The 18936-nt window shown below is 66.6% G+C and carries 15 protein-coding genes; 6 read left to right on the top strand and 9 right to left on the bottom strand.

Translation table 11 applies throughout. The annotated features are described in order from the left end of the window. Window positions 1-318: 318 nt before the first annotated feature. From ACVW16_RS27060 to ACVW16_RS27030, 7 genes are all read right to left on the bottom strand, one after another. On the bottom strand, window positions 319-510 hold the full coding sequence (locus ACVW16_RS27060; protein WP_456737858.1) for a hypothetical protein: 192 nt from the start codon (window positions 508-510) through the stop codon (window positions 319-321). A gap of 886 nt (window positions 511-1396) precedes the next feature. Beyond that, entirely contained in the window at window positions 1397-2704 is a 1308-nt protein-coding gene (locus tag ACVW16_RS27055) for a chloride channel protein (protein ID WP_456737857.1), read from the bottom strand. Between the two features lie 128 nt (window positions 2705-2832). Beyond that, entirely contained in the window at window positions 2833-3603 is a 771-nt protein-coding gene (locus ACVW16_RS27050) for a TSUP family transporter (RefSeq protein ID WP_456737856.1), read from the bottom strand. Continuing rightward, entirely contained in the window at window positions 3600-4853 is a 1254-nt protein-coding gene (locus ACVW16_RS27045) for a CCA tRNA nucleotidyltransferase (RefSeq protein ID WP_456702056.1), read from the bottom strand. Before ACVW16_RS27045 ends, ACVW16_RS27050 begins: the two co-directional genes overlap by 4 nt. Before the next feature lie 10 nt (window positions 4854-4863). Then, a complete protein-coding gene (locus ACVW16_RS27040; RefSeq protein WP_456737855.1) occupies window positions 4864-5127 on the bottom strand; it encodes a DUF6111 family protein in 264 nt (87 codons plus the stop codon). Further along, complete coding sequence (locus tag ACVW16_RS27035) at window positions 5124-5795, bottom strand: CoA pyrophosphatase (protein WP_456737854.1); 672 nt, start codon at window positions 5793-5795, stop codon at window positions 5124-5126. The genes ACVW16_RS27040 and ACVW16_RS27035 overlap by 4 nt, the downstream gene beginning before the upstream one ends. 2 nt (window positions 5796-5797) lie before the next feature. After that, window positions 5798-6409 (bottom strand): DUF1285 domain-containing protein, encoded by a 612-nt coding sequence (locus ACVW16_RS27030; RefSeq protein ID WP_456737853.1) that lies wholly within the window; start codon window positions 6407-6409, stop codon window positions 5798-5800. 293 nt (window positions 6410-6702) lie between these two features. Here ACVW16_RS27030 and ACVW16_RS27025 point away from each other — a divergent pair, with 293 nt between their 5' ends. The 6 genes from ACVW16_RS27025 (at window position 6703) to ACVW16_RS27000 (ending at window position 16839) form a co-directional block, all read left to right on the top strand. Further along, window positions 6703-7701 (top strand): AAA family ATPase, encoded by a 999-nt coding sequence (locus ACVW16_RS27025; RefSeq protein WP_456702052.1) that lies wholly within the window; start codon window positions 6703-6705, stop codon window positions 7699-7701. Continuing rightward, entirely contained in the window at window positions 7701-8645 is a 945-nt protein-coding gene (locus tag ACVW16_RS27020) for a DUF58 domain-containing protein (RefSeq protein ID WP_456702051.1), read from the top strand. The genes ACVW16_RS27025 and ACVW16_RS27020 overlap by 1 nt, the downstream gene beginning before the upstream one ends. Next, window positions 8642-11455 carry a DUF4159 domain-containing protein gene (locus tag ACVW16_RS27015; RefSeq protein WP_456737852.1) on the top strand — a complete coding sequence of 938 codons (2814 nt, stop codon included), beginning with the start codon at window positions 8642-8644 and terminating at the stop codon, window positions 11453-11455. The genes ACVW16_RS27020 and ACVW16_RS27015 overlap by 4 nt, the downstream gene beginning before the upstream one ends. Before the next feature lie 178 nt (window positions 11456-11633). Continuing rightward, window positions 11634-13697 carry a hypothetical protein gene (locus ACVW16_RS27010; RefSeq protein WP_456702049.1) on the top strand — a complete coding sequence of 688 codons (2064 nt, stop codon included), beginning with the start codon at window positions 11634-11636 and terminating at the stop codon, window positions 13695-13697. A gap of 326 nt (window positions 13698-14023) precedes the next feature. After that, window positions 14024-14422 (top strand): DUF2946 family protein, encoded by a 399-nt coding sequence (locus tag ACVW16_RS27005; protein WP_456737851.1) that lies wholly within the window; start codon window positions 14024-14026, stop codon window positions 14420-14422. Window positions 14423-14571: 149 nt separating this feature from the next. Further along, on the top strand, window positions 14572-16839 hold the full coding sequence (locus ACVW16_RS27000; protein WP_456737850.1) for a TonB-dependent receptor domain-containing protein: 2268 nt from the start codon (window positions 14572-14574) through the stop codon (window positions 16837-16839). A 51-nt stretch (window positions 16840-16890) separates the two neighbouring features. Here the strand turns inward: ACVW16_RS27000 and ACVW16_RS26995 are convergent, their stop codons facing one another. Both ACVW16_RS26995 and ACVW16_RS26990 read right to left on the bottom strand, forming a co-directional pair. Further along, window positions 16891-17274: a RidA family protein gene (locus ACVW16_RS26995; protein WP_456702046.1), complete on the bottom strand. Its 384-nt coding sequence runs from the start codon at window positions 17272-17274 to the stop codon at window positions 16891-16893. Window positions 17275-17314: 40 nt separating this feature from the next. After that, window positions 17315-18931 (bottom strand): N-acyl-D-amino-acid deacylase family protein, encoded by a 1617-nt coding sequence (locus tag ACVW16_RS26990; RefSeq protein WP_456737849.1) that lies wholly within the window; start codon window positions 18929-18931, stop codon window positions 17315-17317. Window positions 18932-18936 lie beyond the last annotated feature (5 nt).

The following is an 18936-nucleotide window of genomic DNA, read 5'->3' as shown; positions in this document are numbered from 1 at the left end:
GGCTGACATGGGCCAAAAACAAACCACCGGCCCTCCCACGGTTGCGAGGTACCTGCGGGATCTCTCGGCGCCTGCCTGAGCGAATGCTCGCCAGAGGAGAGCAACGCCACGAGCACGTCTGAACGGAATGGAACATGTGCCGTTCCGGTAACAGTCCGCGTCAGAAAATGGCGTGCGCGCCTGTCCGCCTTATTCAATCGCATTTTGTGCGGAACGTTCGGCCGAGCGCTCGACGTTGAACCGGCCGTCGAACCCCGTTGTGTTGCCCTGGGTGAGCCGCGCGGAATTGAAAGCGACAAGGAGATCATCGTGACGAAGCTAGCCAAGCTGCTTGCAGTTACCGCCATACCCGCATTGTTGATCGCAACGTCTGGACCGCTGCTCGCTGGTGGTGGCGGCGGTGGCGGTGGCGGCGGTGGTGGCGGTGGTGGCGGAGGCGCCGGAGGCGGAGTTGGAGCAGGTGCCGGAGTAGGAGCCGGCGTTGGTGCATCTGGTATGGGTGGAGGACATGGCGGCGGCGTGGGTGCAGGGCACGGCGGCGGAGGAGGTGTCGGCCACGGCAGTTCGGCATCAGCTCCGGGGCACGCGATGCAAGCAGCGTTTGCGAGCCCGCACGCGCATGGAACGAATCATGGCGCTTCGAGCCTTAGCCCAGGACACCTGGGACACGCGATACAGGCGGCGTTTTCAGCGGTGTTTTCGAGCTCGCACTCACATGCCGGGCATCATGGTTCATCAAGCCATGCCGGGCATCCCGGTGCATCCGGTTTCAGCCCAGGGCACCAAATGCAGGCGGCAACTTCAAGCCCGGCCCCCGGGCATCCGGGCGCATCCGGCTTCAGCCCGGGGCACCAAATGCAGGCGGCAACTTCAAGCGCGGCTTCCGGGCAGCCGGGGGCATCCGGCCTCAGCCCGGGGCACGAAATGCAGGCGGCAACGTCAAGCCCGCCCTCCGGGCAGCCGGGGGCATCCGGCCTCAGCCCGGGGCACGAAACGCAGGCGGCAACGTCAAGCCCGCCCTCCGGGCAGCCGGGCGCATCCGGCTTCAGCCCGGGCCACGAAACGCAGGCGGCAACGTCAAGCCCGCCCTCCGGGCAGCCGGGCGCATCCGGCTTCAGCCCGGGCCACGAAACGCAGGCGGCAACGTCAAGTCCGCCCTCCGGGCAGCCGGGGGCATCCGGCTTCAGCCCAGGGCAGGACATGCAAGCGACGCCGAGCCCTTGAACGGCGACGACAAGCAACGAGCCGAGCTTCGCTCCAAGGCCGGACGCAGAACGTCCTGGCCGTTCCGGAGTAGCGAACATCCCGGGCCGACAGACGACGCGACGGATGCGAGCGACGCAGCTCACGGCCTCATCGCTCTGACGTTTCGCAGCGCTCAGGTCGAAGGCGATCGCTACACAGGTGCTTCTGCCGTGTGCGCACGCAGGAAGCCCTTGGCCAGCGCGTGGTAGATTCCTTCAGGACACAGCAGGCGCGATGTCGCCTGGGCGATCAGCGCGGCGGCCATCAGGGGCACCACCATGGCGTGATTGTCGGTCATCTCGGTCACGATGACGAAAGCGGTGATGGGAGCCTGCACGACGCCGGCAAAATAGGAAACCATCCCGAGCAGCATGAACGCGCCGAGCGGGGCGCCCGAAAACAGATGCGCGACGTTCGTGCCGATGCCGGCGCCGACGGCAAGCGACGGCGAGAAGATTCCGCCGGGGATGCCGCTGACCGCTGATAGCGCGGTTGCAGCGAGCTTCAACACGCCGAAATCCTGGGGCAGCGGAATGCCGGTCTCCAGGGCCGACTTCACTTGCGCATATCCGGTGCCGTAGATCATGTCGCCCGAGACCAGGCCGCAAAGGGCAACCCCAAGGCCGCAGATCGCGGCAAACGGCAGAGGATATTGCTTGGTCAATGGCCCCAGCCGGCCGGGCAGCCCGCGCGCGACCTCGATGAGGAGCCTGCTGAACGCACCACCGGCCAGCCCACCGGCGATGCCGCACAACGGCACCGCAAGCCAGTCGGTGCCGTTGCGCAGCATCGTCGAACTGCTGCCGAAATAATCGTAGTTTCCGACCAGAGCCAACGAGGTCAGGCCCGCCGCGATCACCGCGCCGATGACCAGGCTGCTCGTTCGGGTTTCATAGGCTCGGCTCATCTCCTCGATGCCGAACACGATGCCGGCCAACGGCGTGTTGAATGCGGCTGCAACACCCGCCGCGGCGCCGGCGAGGATCAGGCCCGGCTGACGGCGTGGCGACATGCGGCCGAGCGCGAACATGACGGACGCACCGACCTGCACGGTCGGCCCCTCCCGGCCTGCCGAAGCACCGCAAAGCAGCCCGAGCAGCGTCAGCAACACCTTTCCGATGGCGATGCGGATGGAGACGAGCCTCTCGCGCGCCGTGTGCTCGGAGAGCTGACGGGCGGCGATCGCCTGCGGGATGCCGCTACCTTGCGAATTCGGAAAGAAGCTGATGGTGAGGTAGACCGACAGCGCAAACCCCAGTGGCGTCACCAGCAGGGCGGCATATCGCGATTCCGACAGCAGCAACGCGAATGCCTGCTGCGCCCAGTCGGCGAGCCTGGCCAGAGCGACGGCTGAGGCGCCGACCGCGAGCCCGCCGAGCAGAAAGGTCAGACGCCTGCGCCAGCGGACCGATACGACCCGTATAAAGCGAAGGCGGCGATAGTCGAGCATTTTGGACATGTATCAGCCGGTGGCTTGGCGAACGAGACAAGGCGAGGTCAGTCACGTGCTGTAAGCGCCTCGCGCGGATTGCGCTACGTGATTTCGAGGTCCCCGGACGAGATTCGCAGTTCTGCCGCCAGTCCCAGCTACCCCATCAGCTGCCTTGCCGCGGCCGAGACCATCACCAGCCCGCCGGTGATCACGGCGACATCGAGGATCGCCGTGTGGATATGCACCGGCATCCGCTCGACGAAGGCCTTTGCGAGGAACGCGCCGGGGATGGCGATGCCGCCGATCAGGAGCGCGAAGGCGAGCACCTGCGCGGTGACGGCGCCGGCGAGGCCGAACACCGAGATCTTGATCAACCCCGTCCCGAGCGAGATCATCGCATCGGTTGCGATCACGGCCGCGCCTTCGAGGCCCGCGGCCATCAGCAGCGAGAGCAGGATCACGCCCGAGCCCGACGTGCCGCCGACCAGCACGCCATAGCCGACCGAGCCGGCCGCCAGGGCCGTGTCGCCGATCTTGACCTGGCGCCGCCGCAGCACGCGGCGCAGCGGCACGCTCAGGATCAGCATGGTGCCGATCACCAGCGCGGCTCCGGCATTGGTGAGACGCGTGTAGCCGTAGGCACCGAGCGCCGTCGTGAGCGCGGCACAGGCCAGCACGACGGCCGCACGACGGCGGTCGGCGTAGCTGATATAGGCGACGGCGCGGCTGGAATTGGTGAACAGCGCCGAGATCGCGATGATCGGCACCACCGGTTCGGCGCCGACCAGCGGCACCAGCACCAGCGGCATCAACGCGCCGGTGCCGTAGCCGGCAAGACCGCCGATGATCGAAGCAAACAACGCCATCATCGCGACCAGCAGCAGCTCGAAAATCGAGATGTCGGCGAAGCCTGAGACGATGGTCAATTTTTCTCGCGAGTGGCGCGTGCGCAGGCTTGATCGGCGATGGCAGCGAGTGCGGCTTCCTCTAGTGGAAAATCGGCCGCAAGCCAAGCGTCCTCGGCAAGTGTCAACACATGTCCGAGCGCGGGTCCTTCCGCCAGGCCGCGCGCGATGAAGTCGGCGGCGCGAAGCGGAAATTTCGGCGCAGTCCAGCGCTGCGGCAGCTCGGCGAGCGCGCGCCAGTGCGAGGAGGTGACATCGCCGCCCGCCCTCGCCCAGGCCAGCAACACGCGATCGTGATAGCGCTCGGGCCCCAGCCGATACACCAGCCGCCGCGCACTCGCCTCGTCCTTGGCGGCGAATCGCCACCAGCGATGGCCCATCGAATCCAGCGCCTTGGTTTCGGCATTGGAGAGCCGCAAGCGCGTCGCGACACGCCTGGCGTCTTCGGTGACCGCGACCGTGAGCGCCGCGAGGCGGCGGGTGCTGCTTGGCGCAAGATCGAGCGCGCGCTCGATCGCGATCATGGCGGTCAGCGGCCCGGTATAGGCGACACCACCGATCATCGCTTGCAGCAGGCCGGCATCGGCCATGGCCAGCGCGGCGACCGAAGCACCTGGCGTCACCAGCAGTTTCAGCATCTCCATGCGCACGCGTTCGGCCGAGAGGGTCGCAAGGCCCGCACGGCCGCGGATGCAGGCAAGCGTGCCGTCGCGATCGGGCTCGCCGGCGCCAAACGCGGCATGGATGCGGAAGAAGCGCAGGATGCGCAAATAATCCTCGGCGATGCGCTGGTCGGGCGCGCCGATGAAGCGCACGCGCCGCGCTTTGGCGTCCGCGATGCCGCCGACATAGTCGTAAACGACGCCGTCAGCGTCGACCGACAGGCCGTTCATCGTGAAATCGCGCCGCTCGGCGTCCTTGACCCAGTCGCGGCCGAACACCACCTTGGCCTTGCGGCCGAAAGTCTCGGTGTCCTCGCGCAGCGTGGTGACTTCGTAAGGCGTGCCGTCGATGACCAGCGTGACGGTGCCGTGCTCGATCCCGGTCGGCACGCTCTTGATTCCTGCGCTTTTCGCGCGGCGCACCACCTCCTCGGGCACCGCCGTGGTCGCGATATCCGCGTCACCAGGCGGCAGCCCGAGCAGCGCGTTGCGGACCGTGCCGCCGACCACGCGCGCTTCCTCGCCGTCCGCGTTGAGCAGTTGCAGCACGCGTGCCGTCCCGCCTGCGGTCAGCCACGGCGCGCCAGCGAGTATGGGCTCTGCGCTCATCGCCCGGCCCTTATCTGTTTCTGCCCGGCACGAGCTTGCCGTTCTCGATATGGGCGGGAACGTAGGTGGAGTTCGGCGCGGCGCCGGAGAAATGCGCAAAGCCAATCAGCCCGGCGATCACGAGCACCAGCGCCGCCAGCATCAGGCGCGCGACGATGGTGATCGGCCAGGACGATTGCACGAACAGGCCGGATCTCGTGGCGGCCAGGAACAGCGCATAGACGGCAAAGGGGATGAGGAAGATACCGATCTCGGTCAGAACCGGCCGGATCATGACGAATAGATCCGCTCATACAACACGCGCAGCATTCCGGCCGTCGCGCCCCAGATGTAGCGCTCCGCAAACGGCATCGCATAGTAAAACCGCTCCATGCCGCGGAATTCCTTGCTGTGCACCTGGTGGTTGACCGGATTCATCAGGAAGGATAGCGGCACCTCGAATGCGTCATCAACCTCGGAATGGTTGATGGCGAGCTCAAAGCCCGGCCTGACACGGGCGACCGTCGGCAGGATGCGGAATCCGAACGCCGTGCCGTAGAGATCGAGATAGCCGATCGGCTCGACGAAGTCTCGGGACAGCCCGACCTCCTCCTCGGCCTCGCGCAAAGCGGCGTCGAGCGGCGAGGAATCGGCGGCGTCGATCTTGCCGCCGGGAAAGGCGATCTGGCTGGCATGGTCGTTGAGATGCGCAGAGCGCTGCGTCAGGAGGATGGTCGGCTCCGGATGATCGACCACCGCGATCAGCACGGCTGCGGGGCGGACCGGCTGCTCGCGCGCGACGATCTCCAGCATCTTGTCGGTGCCGGGATCGCCTGACGCCGGGATGATGTTCGGATCATAAAGCCCGGGCGGCACGTCGAAGCTGAGCTTGGCCCGGGAGCGGACGAAGAACTCGTCAGCGCGGAACGCGACTGGCTCGCTGGTCGGGATAGGCTTGTTCAAATTCAAAGCGCGGCCCTCACCTGCTCCGCATCGGCCATGGCGAAGAACTCGCCCGATGATTCGACGCCGAACATCGGCTGGCCATCGACCATCCGCTCCTCGCCCATGTCAACCAGATCGTAATAGATCGCCCGGGTGACCTTGGCCCAGAGATCGGCGCGGACATGCAGATAGGGCGTCAAGCCGCCGTCCTTGGCCCGCTCGAAGCGGAGCCGGTGCGCGGCGTCGCAGGTGACCCAATCGTCCACATTGGTGCGGAAACTCAGCACGCGCCGGCTGTCCTCGCCGCTTCTGAGCATCTCGACCGCCATGAATGGCGCGTCGTCGACGCGAATGCCGACCTTCTCCACGGGCGTGACGAGGAAATGCTTGTCGCCTTCGCGCTTCAGGATGGTCGAGAACAGGCGCACCAGCGCGTGACGGCCGATCGGGGTGCCCATGTAGAACCAAGTACCATCGGATGCGATTCGGATGTCGAGATCGCCGCAAAACGGCGGATTCCACAAATGCACCGGGGGCAGGCCCTTTTTGGCGCCTTCGGCATTGGCAGCAGTTTTGGCGGCGGCAGTCAGCCCCTCGAGACCGCGATCGGCGCTCTGCCCTTGGTTCGCCATGGTTTGCCCTGACTCTGTCCGTTGGCACGATTGGTGCAAGTCTACTGGTCCATAACCTTGTACATCTACGTGTCCGCAACTGTACGGTTCCACCCGGCCAGTCGTCGGGGAGGTCTCCACTTCGTGATGCCGTACATAGCCCGAAGCCGATAAGGTGGGGATAGGTTAATTCAACGAATACATGGCCTTCCTGCAAGTCTAGCATGGGGCCCATGACTGAAATCGATGACGCAGATCGATGCGATCATCTGGCGACGCAGATGAGCCGCGTGGCAGGCTGAAGGAGCGAGCGTATGGCGGAAAGTGTCGAGAAGCTCGAAGACGGCGTCGTGCGTTCGGCCGAGCAGGTGTCTGCTCAGATTCGCGCCGCGAAGGACGCGATCGGATCCGTGATCTTCGGCCAGGATCGTGTGGTCGAGAACACGCTGGTCACCATCCTCTCCGGCGGCCACGCACTGCTGATCGGCGTGCCCGGCCTTGCCAAGACGAAACTGGTCGAGACGCTCGGCGTCACGCTCGGCCTCGATGCCAAGCGCATCCAGTTCACGCCCGACCTGATGCCGTCGGACATTCTCGGCGCCGAGGTGCTGGATGAGAGCACCGCGGGCAAGCGCTCGTTCCGCTTCATCTCCGGTCCGGTGTTCGCGCAGCTGCTGATGGCCGACGAGATCAACCGCGCCTCACCGCGCACGCAGTCGGCGCTGCTGCAGGCGATGCAGGAGCAGCACATCACGGTCGCCGGCGCGCGCCACGATCTGCCGAAGCCGTTCCATGTACTCGCGACGCAGAATCCGCTGGAGCAGGAGGGCACCTACCCGCTGCCCGAGGCGCAGCTCGACCGCTTCCTGATGGAGATCGACGTCGATTATCCCGATCGTGACGCCGAGCGCCGCATCCTGTTCGAGACGACAGGCGCCGAGGAGACGCTGGCGAAGGGCTCGATGAGTGCGGACGCGCTGATATCAGCGCAGCGGCTGGTGCGCCGCCTGCCGGTCGGAGATTCCGTGGTCGAGGCCATTCTCTCGCTGGTGCGTTCGGCTCGTCCGGGCGCCGAGAGCGGCGAAGCCGGCAGGTTCATCGCCTGGGGCCCCGGCCCGCGCGCCAGCCAATCCCTGATGCTGGCGGTGCGCGCCCGCGCGCTGATCGACGGGCGTCTCGCGCCCTCGATCGACGACGTGCTCGACCTCGCCGAGCCCGTGCTGAAGCACCGCATGGCGCTGACGTTCCAGGCACGCGCCGAGGGCCGCACGATTCCTGACGTCATCAAGCAATTGAAAACTCGGATCGGTTGATGGCTGCAGACACCGGGCACACGGCGAAGGAGATCATCGCGATCCGACGTGCCGATGGCGAAAGCCGAACGCTCGCCGCTTCGCTGCCGCGTCTGGTGCTCGAGGCCCGCCGCATCGCCGCCAACGTCATCCACGGTCTCCACGGACGGCGCCGCGCCGGCTCGGGCGAGAATTTCTGGCAATACCGCCGTTTCGTGTCGGGCGAGCCGTCACAGAATGTCGACTGGCGCCGCTCGGCGCGTGACGACCATCTCTATGTCCGCGAGCTCGAATGGGAGGCCTCGCACACGGTCTGGATCTGGCCTGATCGTTCGCCGTCGATGGCCTTTGCCTCGAAGACCGCGCGCGAATCCAAGCTGGAGCGCACGCTCATCGTCGCGTTCGCGCTGGCCGAGCTGCTAGTCGCGGGCGGCGAGCGCGTCGGCATCCCCGGATTGATGGCGCCGACCGCGAGCCGCAGCGTCATCGACAAGATGGCGCAGGCGATGCTGCATGACGATGCCATCAGGCTGAGCCTGCCGCCCTCCTTCGTCCCTGCGGCACTGGCCGAAACCATCGTGCTGTCGGATTTCTGGTCGCCGCTCCAGGAGATCAGGACGACGCTTGCCGGGCTGTCCGGCTCCGGCGCGCATGGCACGCTGGTGCAGGTCGTCGATCCCGCCGAGGAATCCTTTCCCTATTCCGGTCGCGTCGAATTCGTCGAGCCGGAAGGCGCTGGCATGATCACCGCCGGCCGCGCCGAGAGCTGGGCGCTGGATTACACCACGCGGCTGGCGCTGCATCGCGACCAGATCCGCGCCGAGACCAACAAGCTCGACTGGCTGTTCGCGACGCACGTCACCGACCGTTCGGCCGCCGAATTGCTGCTGTTCCTCCATGCCGGCATGCAGGTGAGCAAGTCGGGCGCCCGCACCACCACGATCAAGGCAGGGCCGGCCGCATGATGGGATTGCCGCTCGCCTTCACCGAACCGCTGCTCCTGATCGGCCTTGTCAGCCTGCCGGTGCTGTGGTGGCTGCTGCGTGTGATGCCGCCGCGGCCGCGCCGCATCGAGTTTCCGCCGACACGCCTGCTGTTCGACATCGCGCCACGGGAAGAGACGCCCGCGCGGACGCCTTGGTGGCTGACCGCGCTGCGGCTGCTCGCGGCAGCGCTGGTGATCCTTGCCGCCGCCGGCCCGATCTGGAATCCACAGACCGGGCTCGCCGCCAGCAAGACGCCGCTGATGATCATGCTCGACGACGGCTGGAGCGCTGCATCGAGCTGGGACACCCGAATCAAGGCCGCCGACGAGCTGATCGCGAATGCCGACAATGACCGCCGCGCCATTGCACTGGTGCCGCTGTCCGAGCCGAACCGCGACATCACGCTGATGCCCGCGGGTGCGGCACGCGTTGCGCTGCGGCAGATCGTGCCAAAGCCCTATTCGATCGAGCGCGTCGAAGCGCTTACCGCGATTGATCGCTTCCTGAGCGCAACCGGCGATTGCGAGATCGCCTGGCTGTCCGATGGCGTCGACACCGGCCGCGGCGAAGAGTTCGTGGCTGGACTCGGCAAGACCTTGGGGGAGCGCAGCTTGACGGTGTTCGAAGGCGGCACCTCCTCGCCGCTGGCGCTGGTTGCGGCGGAAAACGCGGCCGCGAAGATGACGGTGAAGGTGCTGCGCACCGACAGCGGCATTCTCGCCGGCACCGTGCGGGCCCTCGACCAGAAGGCCTCACCGATCGGCGAGGCGCGCTTCACCTTTGGACTCCAGGACAAGGAAGTCGAAGCCGCGTTCGACCTGCCCGTGGAGCTGCGCAACGACATCTCCAGGCTCGAAATCTCGGGCGAGCGTTCGGCCGGCGCGGTGCAGCTGCTCGACAAGCGCTGGCGCCGCCGCGCCATCGGCATCGTCTCGGGTTCGACCAGCGAAACATCGCAGCCGCTGCTTGCGCCGACCTTCTACCTGACGCGTGCACTGGCGCCGTTCGCGGACGTGCGGCTCGCCGACAAGGGCGCGCCGCAGCAGGGCATCACCCAATTCCTCGATCAGAAGCTGCCGATGATCATCCTGGCCGACGTCGGCACCGTTGCGCCCGAATTGCGCGATCGCCTCAACGCCTGGATCGACCAGGGCGGCGTGCTGGTGCGGTTCGCAGGTCCCCGGCTCGCCCAAGCTGAAGACGATCTCGTTCCGGTCAAGCTGCGCAAGGGCGGCCGCACGCTCGGCGGCAGCCTGACCTGGGAGAAGCCGCAGCATCTGGCCTCCTTCGCCGCCGATGGTCCGTTCACCGGCGTCGCCGTGCCGAAGGACGTCACCGTGAGCCGGCAGGTGCTGGCCGAGCCCGATGCGGTGCTCGCGACCAAGAGCTGGGCCTCGCTCGAAGACGGCACGCCCCTCGTCACCGGCGAGCATCGCGGCAAGGGCATCGTCAGCCTGTTCCATGTCAGCGCCGACATGCGCTGGTCGGATCTGCCGATGTCCGGCACCTTCGTCGAGATGCTCAGGCGCATCGTCGACATGTCCGGCTACACCTCGAAGCCCGGCGCCGGCGTTGCCGCTGAGGGCAGCACCGAGACGCTGGCGCCGCTGCATTTGCTCGACGGCTTCGGCGCGTTCGGGCCACCGGCCGCGACCGCCAAGCCGCTGACGGCTGATTATCGCGACCGCGCCACGCCGGACCATCCGCCCGGCTTCTACGGACCGGCAGAAGGACCGCTCGCCGTGAATACGCTCGCTGCCGCCGACCGCATCGCCGCCCTCAACACCGCGCCCCTGCACGCCCGGCACGCGACCTATACCAATGCCGAACCGCGGGACCTGCGCGGCTGGCTGCTGTCGAGCTCGCTCGCGCTGTTTCTGCTGGATGCCATCGTCGTCGCGGTGCTCGGCGGTGGCCTCGCCGCGCTGCTGCGCCGTCGCGCTGCGCCAGCCGTGATCCTGCTCGGGCTGTTGCTGACGGGCATCGCGGTGCTTGCGCCGACGCCGTCGCGCGCCGACAGCATGTCTGACGAATTCGCGATGAAGTCGACCTCGCAGACGCGCCTTGCTTATGTCGTGACCGGCAATGCCGACGTCGATTCCATCGTCAAGGCCGGCCTGACCGGTCTGACGCTGTTCCTGGCGCAGCGCACCGCGCTCGAGGCCGGTGATCCCGTTGGCGTCGATCCGGCGCATGACGAGCTGGCTTTCTTCCCGCTGATCTACTGGCCGATCGTTCCGGGCGCACCGAAGCCACCGCAGGACGCCATCAACAAGATCGACGCCTATATGAAGCAAGGTGGCACCGTGATCTTCGACACCCGCGATGCGGTCGAGGCGCCGCCTGGCGACAACGGTGCATCGCAGACGCCGGGCATGCAGACCCTGCGCGAGCTCCTGTCCTCGCTGGACGTGCCCGAGCTCGAGCCGGTGCCGCGCGAGCACGTGCTGACCAAGACGTTCTATCTGCTGCGCGACTTCCCCGGCCGCTTCAACACCGGCCAGACCTGGGTCGAGGCGCTGCCGCGCGACGACGATGACGAGAACGCGCAGCGCCCCGCGCGCGGCGGTGACGGCGTCTCGCCGATCATCATCACCTCCAACGACCTCGCGGGCGCCTGGGCACTCCGTCCCGACGGCCAGCCGATGCTGCCGCTCACGCCCGGCGAACCGCGGCAGCGCGAATTCGCCTACCGCGCCGGCGTCAACATCGTGATGTACACGCTGACCGGCAACTACAAGGCCGACCAAGTGCACGCACCGGCCCTGATCGAACGGCTGGGGCAATGATGCGGGTTTTGAAACTCGGTGCGCGCCGAACTGAAGCCGTCATGCTCGGGCTTGTCCCGGGCATCCACGTTCTTTGCGCTACTTGGCAAGGCGTGGATGGCCGGGACACAGGCGAGCGAAGCGACGCCGTCCTTCGGACGGCTAGGCCCGGCCATGACGATGCCGAGAGAGTGACGTCATGAACTACGGCATAGCCTTCACGCCGCTTGTCCCCACGATCGTGCTGTGGATCGCGCTCGCCGCGATCGTCGCCATCGCAGCCGTGCTGCTGCTCGCGCGGGCGCGCGGCGCGGCGGTGCGCGTGGCTGCGCTGGCGCTGTTCCTGCTGGCGCTCGCCAATCCCTCGTTCACGCGCGAGGACCGCGACCCGCTGACGTCGGTCGCCGCCGTCGTCGTCGACAAGAGCCCGAGCCAGAATTTCGGCAAGCGCAACCAGGAAGCCGCGAAGGCCCAGGAGGAGCTGGTCGACAGCCTGAAGAAGATCAAGGGCCTTGAAGTGCGCGTCGTCGATGCCGGACAGGCGGATGGCGAGACCGACGGCACCAAGCTGTTCGGCGCGCTTGCCTCGGCATTGTCGGACGTTCCGGTCGACCGCGTCGCCGGCGCGTTCCTGATCACCGACGGTCGCGTTCACGACATCCCGGCCAATGCCGCCGCGCTCGGCTTCCAGGCGCCGGTGCAGGCGCTGATCACCGGACAGAAAGGCGAACGCGATCGCCGCATCGCGATCACGGCGGCACCGCGCTTCGGCATCGTCGGCCAGAACCAGACCATCACCTACAAGCTCGACGACCAGGGCGTCACCGGCGAGCGCGCCAAGGTCACGGTCCGCCGCGACGGCGAGGTCATCAACGAGCGCGCGCTCGCGAGTGGCCAGAGCGCCAGCGTCGAGGTCGAGATCAAGCATGCCGGTCCCAACATCGTCGAGATCGAGGCCTCGCCGCTCGAACGCGAGCTGACGCCCGTGAACAACCGGGCCGTCGTCTCCATCGACGGCGTCCGCGACAAGCTGCGCGTGCTGCTGGTGTCAGGCGAGCCGCACTCCGGCGAACGCACCTGGCGCAACCTGTTGAAGTCCGACGCCAGCGTCGACCTCGTGCATTTCACCATTCTGCGTCCGCCGGAGAAGCAGGACGGCACGCCGATCAACGAGCTCTCGCTGATCGCGTTTCCGACCCGCGAGCTGTTCCAGCAGCACATCAACGAATTCCAGCTGATCATCTTCGATCGCTACGCCCGCCAGGGCGTGCTGCCGATCGCCTATTTCGACAACATCGCGCGCTATGTGCGCTCGGGGGGCGCCGTGCTGGTCTCGGCCGGTCCCGACTACGCCTCCAACACCAGCATCTGGCGCACGCCGCTCGACTCGGTGCTGCCGGCCGAACCGGTCGGCGTCACCGAGAAGCCGTTCTATGCGCATCTCTCCGACATCGGCAAACGCCATCCGGTCACACGCGGTCTCGAGGGCTCGGCGTTCGAGCCGCCGCACTGGAGCCGTTTCTTCCGCACCGTCGAGACCCGCAACTCGGTCAATCCGCCCGTCATGACGGGCGCAGACGGCAAGCCGCTGCTGTTCCTGTCGCGCTTCGGCGAGGGCCGCGTCGCGCTTTTGCTGTCCGACCACATCTGGCTGTGGGCGCGCGGCTATGAGGGCGGCGGTCCGCATCTCGACCTGCTCAGGCGGATGTCGCACTGGCTGATGAAGCAGCCGGACCTCGATGAAGAGGCGCTGCGCCTGCAGGTGCAGGGCAAGGATCTCGTCGTGGTGCGCCAGACCATGGCCGACAGCGTGCAGCCGGTGAGCGTGACCTCACCTTCCGGTGTCTCGCATGATCTGACGCTCTCTCCCGGCGATCCCGGCGAGTGGCGCGCCAGCCTGCCGGCCAACGAACTCGGCCTGTGGCAGGCCACCGACGGCACGCTGAAGGCGCTGATCAATGTCGGCCCGACCAATCCGAAGGAGTTTTCGGAAGTCACCTCCACTACCGAAACTCTGAAGCCGCTGACGCAGGCGACCGGCGGCAATTCCGTGCGGATCGCGGATGGCGGCAGCGTCGAGCTGCCGCGCATCGTCCCGGTCCGCTCGACCAGCGTCTTTTCCGGTGACGGCTGGATGGGCGTGCGCATGCGCGACGCCAGCATCGTCAAGGGCGTCGGTGTGCTGCCGATCTTCGCGGGCCTGATCGGACTCCTGCTGCTGCTCGGCGCGTTTGCTGCGACCTGGGTGCGTGAGGGGCGGTGAGGTGATGAGGCTTGCTCCGCCTCTCCCGATTGCGGGAAAGGCCGACCCGCTCGCAAAGCGTGGCGGGTGAGGTTCTTTCCCCTTGGGGATTATCCCGTTGCGGAGACACCCCCACCCAGCCCTCTCCCGCAAGCGGGGGGAGGGAGCGTACTTCCGTCGTTGCAACAGCAACCAAACCACACACGCTAGTTGCCCGAACGACACATTGCACGATCCGCCCACGCTCACTAATCCTCTCGCGGTTGACATCCGCTGACCGATATTGCGATGTTACAATATAACATCGCGACGCCCGGTCGGCGCCTCGCGGTGTGGGGTTCATTTGGATGAAGTGGTTCCGGTCGAATATCAGGCACGGCGCCCGGCTCGCGATGTTCGCGATGCTGGTGCAGTTCGCGCTGACCTTCGGTCACAGCCACTGGTTCGCGCAGGCCGCGCCGCTCGCCCAGTCGCAGGTCACGGACAGCGCCAAGGGCATCGCGCCGCCCGACAGCGCGGCCGTCCACAAGCAATCTCCGACCCATCACGATCCCGAGCAGCCCGGCGAGGACAATTGCGCGATCTGCGCCCTCGTTGCGATGGCCGGCACGGTCGTGTTCGCGACACCGCCTCTGCTGCATTTGCCGCAGGCGGTCGAGCTGCTCTACCGCACCACCGATGCCGAATTCCTCCATCTGGAATCGGCCGGCTCTGCGTTCCACCCGCGCGCCCCGCCCGCCTCCTGATCTCCGTCGCTTGAGCTGCCTTCGGCATCGGCCGCATCACGCCGATTCCGCTGGGCTATCGAACAGGATCCGTCGCATGTCGACGGCGCGTGCCGCTGGCAAAGCCTCGACAAGAGAGCTGCGGCGGCGCGCGATCGGAAATCAGGACAATGCTGTCTTCAAAAGCAATATGGGCGGGCTCGAGCCTCGCCGCATTCACGCTGTTCTATCCCGGCGGCAGCGCCATGGCGCAAACCGCGGAAACGGCCACGACGCTGCCCAGCGTCGAAGTCGAGGCGCCCAAGCAGACGCCGGCACCGCGCCGCCCGAAAGTTCGCGTCGTCGCCGGCAAGCGACAACCGCCGACGCCGGCGCGGTCCCAGAGAGAAGCGCCGGCGGCCGTCGAGGGGCCGGGCGAACGGCTGGATGCCGCGCGCCAATCCATTCTTCCCCCTGGCGGGGCCACGGCCCACACGCTCACGCGTCAGGCGATCGAGGCGCTGCCCCAGGGCAGCAATGCCTCGCTGGACAAGGTGCTGTTGCAGTTTCCCGGCGTCACGCAGGATTCGGCGGCGAGCGGCGATTTGCATGTCCGCAACGAGCACGCCAATCTGCAATACCGTATCAACGGCGTCATGCTTCCCGACGGCGTTGGCGCGTTCGGGCAGATCCTCGACACCGGCATCCTCGGCAGTCTCAGCCTGCTCACCGGCGCGCTGCCCGCGCAATATGGCCAGCGCACCGCCGGCGTGCTGGACGTCACGACCAAGGCCGACGCCTTCAACAATTCCGGCGTCGTCGGCGTCTATGGCGGCAGCAACGGCACCATCTCGACCAATGTGGAATATGGCGGGACGGTCGGCCAGACGCAGTATTTCCTGTCGGGGCGCTTTCTCCAGAATAATCTCGGCATCGAAAACCCGACGCCGTCAGTCAACGCGATTCACGACCGGACCAACCAGGAGAAGGGCTTTCTCTATCTCTCGACGATGATCGACCCGACCAGCCGCCTCACCTTCATGAGCGGCGTGTCGAACGCGACGTTCCAGATTCCGGACAATCCCGGCCAGACGCCTGCCAACACCGCGTTCGGCGTTTCGAATTTCGACTCGTCCCGGCTCAACGAGCACCAGAACGAGTTCAACCAGTTCAACGTCGTCTCCTACCAGATCTCGAACGGCGAGTTCGACACGCAGACATCCTACTTCAACCGCACCAGCCTGCTGCACTTCTATCCCGATCCGATCGGCGATCTCGTCTTCAACGGCGTCTCCTCCGACGTTTATCGCCAGAGCGTGGTCAACGGCATCCAGCAGGACACCTCATGGCGCATCGGCTACGCGCATACGCTGCGCTTCGGCCTGTCGGTGAGCGCGGAGCGAACGCTCGTGAACAGCGGGACCACGGTGCTGCCGTTGGCCGATCCCGCCGATCCCGGCGCCGGCACGATCGATGCCCCATTCTCGGTATTCGATTCCAGCGCCAAGACCGGCTGGCTGATCGGGACCTACGTCCAGGACGAGTGGAAGATCACCAATAATCTGACCCTCAATGCCGGCCTGCGCTTCGACCAGATGGTTCAATATGTCGATGCCAACCAGCTCAGCCCACGCGTCAGCCTGACCTGGAAGCCGTTCGACGGCACCACATTCCACGCTGGCTATGCGCGCAACTTCACCCCGCCCTCGCAGGTGATCGCGGCACCCGTCAATCTCGCGCTGGTGACGCCGCCAGGTGCGCCCGTCAACACGCAAACGCCGGAGGTCGGGCAGAACAGCCCGGTGCTCCCCGAACGCTCGCACGTGTTCGACGTCGGGGTGATGCAGAAGGTGTATCCCATCCCTGGTCTCGAAGTCGGCGCCGACGCCTATTACAAGAAGGCGCGCGACCTGCTCGACGACGGCCAGTTCGGCGCAGCCTATGTGCTGAGCGGCTTCAACTACGATCGCGGCGAGAATGTCGGGGTCGAGCTGAAATCGACCTACAAGAACGGCAATTTCAGCGCCTACGCCAATCTCGCCTGGGCCAAGCAGATCGCGAGCAACGTGGTCTCGAACCAGTATCTGTTCGGCGCAGACGAGCTCGCCTATATCGCAGGCCATTACATCTACACCGACCACGCGCAGATGCTGTCAGGGTCGGCCGGCGCCTCCTATCTCTGGGACGGCACGCGTTACAGCGTGTCGATGGTCTATGGCAGCGGCCTGCGCTCGGGCTTTGCCAACACCGATCATCTGCCCGGCTACACCCAGGTGAATCTCGGCCTGTCGCACGACTTCAACATCGTCGCACCGAACAAGCCGACGACGCTGCGGTTCGACGTGGTCAACGTATTCGACACGATTTACCAGATCCGCGACGGCTCCGGCATCGGCGTGTTCGCCCCGCAATACGGACCGCGGCGCGGCTTCTACGTCGGAATGTCGCAGCGGTTCTAGCTGTGCGTCATGCGTGCGTCGGGGCCTGCTGGCCCCGACCTCCAGGGCGCCTCACTTGCGATAGGCGACGCAGTCGATCTCCACCTTGCAATCCACCACCATGCTCGACACCACGCAGGCCCGCGCCGGCGGATTGGCGCCGAAATACTCGGCGAAGACCTTGTTGAAGCTTTGAAAGTCTCTGGGATCATCCAGCCAGACGCCGCAGCGCACGACATCTTTGGGCTCATAGCCGGCTTCAGCCAGGATGGCGAGCAGGTTGCGGATCGCCTTGTGCGATTGCGGGATGATGCCGCCCTCGATCACCTCGCCGTTCTCCATCGGCGTCTGGCCGGAGACGTAGAGCCAGCCGTCGGCCTGCACCGCGCGGGCAAAGGGAAGGTGCTGGCCGCCGGTGCCGGTGCCGCCGGCCGCGCCGTATCGTATCAGCGTCATTGGTATCGTCCTGTGTGTGAAGACTAAAACGGCGGGGCCGTCATCCCGTGACCAGGGCCCGGCCCGGCCGTGCGAGGGTGCTGTGTCCATCCGCCACCACGGCCTTGCCGGCAACGAAGACCGAGCGGATGCCTGCGGGCATTTCCGTCGGCGTCTCGAAGGTCGCCTTGTCCATGATGGTCTCGTCGAACAGCGTGAGATCGGCGATCATGCCCGGCCGCAAGATGCCGCGGTCGGACAGGCCGAAGCGCTGCGCGGGCATCGCGGTCATCCGACGCACGGCATCTTCCAGCGTGAACCAGCCCTGCTCGCGCGTCAGCCGGCCCGCGACACGCGGGAAGCTGCCATAGGCGCGCGGATGCGGCTTGGTGCCCGGACGCGGAATGCCGTCGGAGCCGACCATGTGCAGGCGATGGGTGAAGGCCGCGCGCAGATCGGCCTCGTCGAGCTGGAACATGATGATGCCGGTCTGGCCCTGGTCCTGCTCGATGCAGCGGACCATCAGATCGAACGGCGAGATGCCGAGCTCGCGCGCGGCATCGACCATCGACTTGCCCTCGAGCGGCTTCAGCTCGGGATTGCCGGTGCCGGAGATGCGCACATTGTGCCAGCCGATCAGCACGATCTTGGACTGCGCCGCATGCGGATCGGGATCGCCCTCCTCCACCAGCACGCGCAGCGCCTCGCGCTTGACGGGATCGCGCAGCCGTTCGCGCAGCGCGTCGATGCCACCTTCGAGCGCGGCCGGCGGCAGCAATTGCAGCATGTAGGAGCTGCCGGCGGGATACGGATACATGTCGAAGGAGATGTCGATCCCCTCGGCACGTGCGGCCTCGAGCCGGTCGAGCGCCCTGGGGATCGCGCCCCAGTTCGGCTTGCCCGCCGATTGCAGATGCGACAGCAGCCCCGCCGCGCCTGATGCGCGCAGGATCGCAATGAACTCGTCGATGGAATGCAGCAGGCCTGCTTCATAGCTGCGGATATGCGCGGTGAGCAGCTTGCCATGTGCCCTGACGGTCTCTGCCAGCGCGATCAGTTCATCGGCGTCGGCAAAGGCACTCGGCGGATAGACGAGGCCGAGCGACAGGCCGGCCGCGCCTTGCGCGAGCTGCTGCGCCAGCAGCGCCTGCATCGTCGCGATCTCCTCGCTGCTCGCCGCGCGGCGCTCGTAACCGAGCACGGCGAGCCGGATCGCGGCATGTCCGACCAGGGAGACGAGGTTGAGCGCCACGCCCGGCCCTTCCAGGGCGCGCCGATAGCCGTCGAAGCTGTCGAACACTTCGTTCGCCTGGGTCTCGCCGGCGAGACCCGAAAAGTGCAGGCGCAGCATCTCGGCTGAGGCTGCGGTCGACGGATAGAGCGAGAAGCAGCAATTGCCGACCACGAGCGTGGTCACGCCCTGCAACACCTTCTCCGGTCTGTCAGGCTCGCGCAGGCAGATCAAATCGTCATGGCAATGGGCGTCGATGAAGCCGGGCGCGAGATAGCATCCGCGCGCGTCGATGACATCGGCCCCATCAGCAGGCAAGGCGGCGCCGATCGCGGCGATTCGGCTGCCGCTGATGCGCAAATCGGCCTCGAACCACGGCGCGCCGGTGCCGTCGATCAGCCGGGCATTGCGGATGACCGTATCCTTGCTCTCGGAATTCTGGGGCATGCCCC

Source organism: Bradyrhizobium sp. USDA 4474, from assembly GCF_054057515.1.
This window is presented reverse-complemented; position numbering and strand designations above follow the sequence as displayed.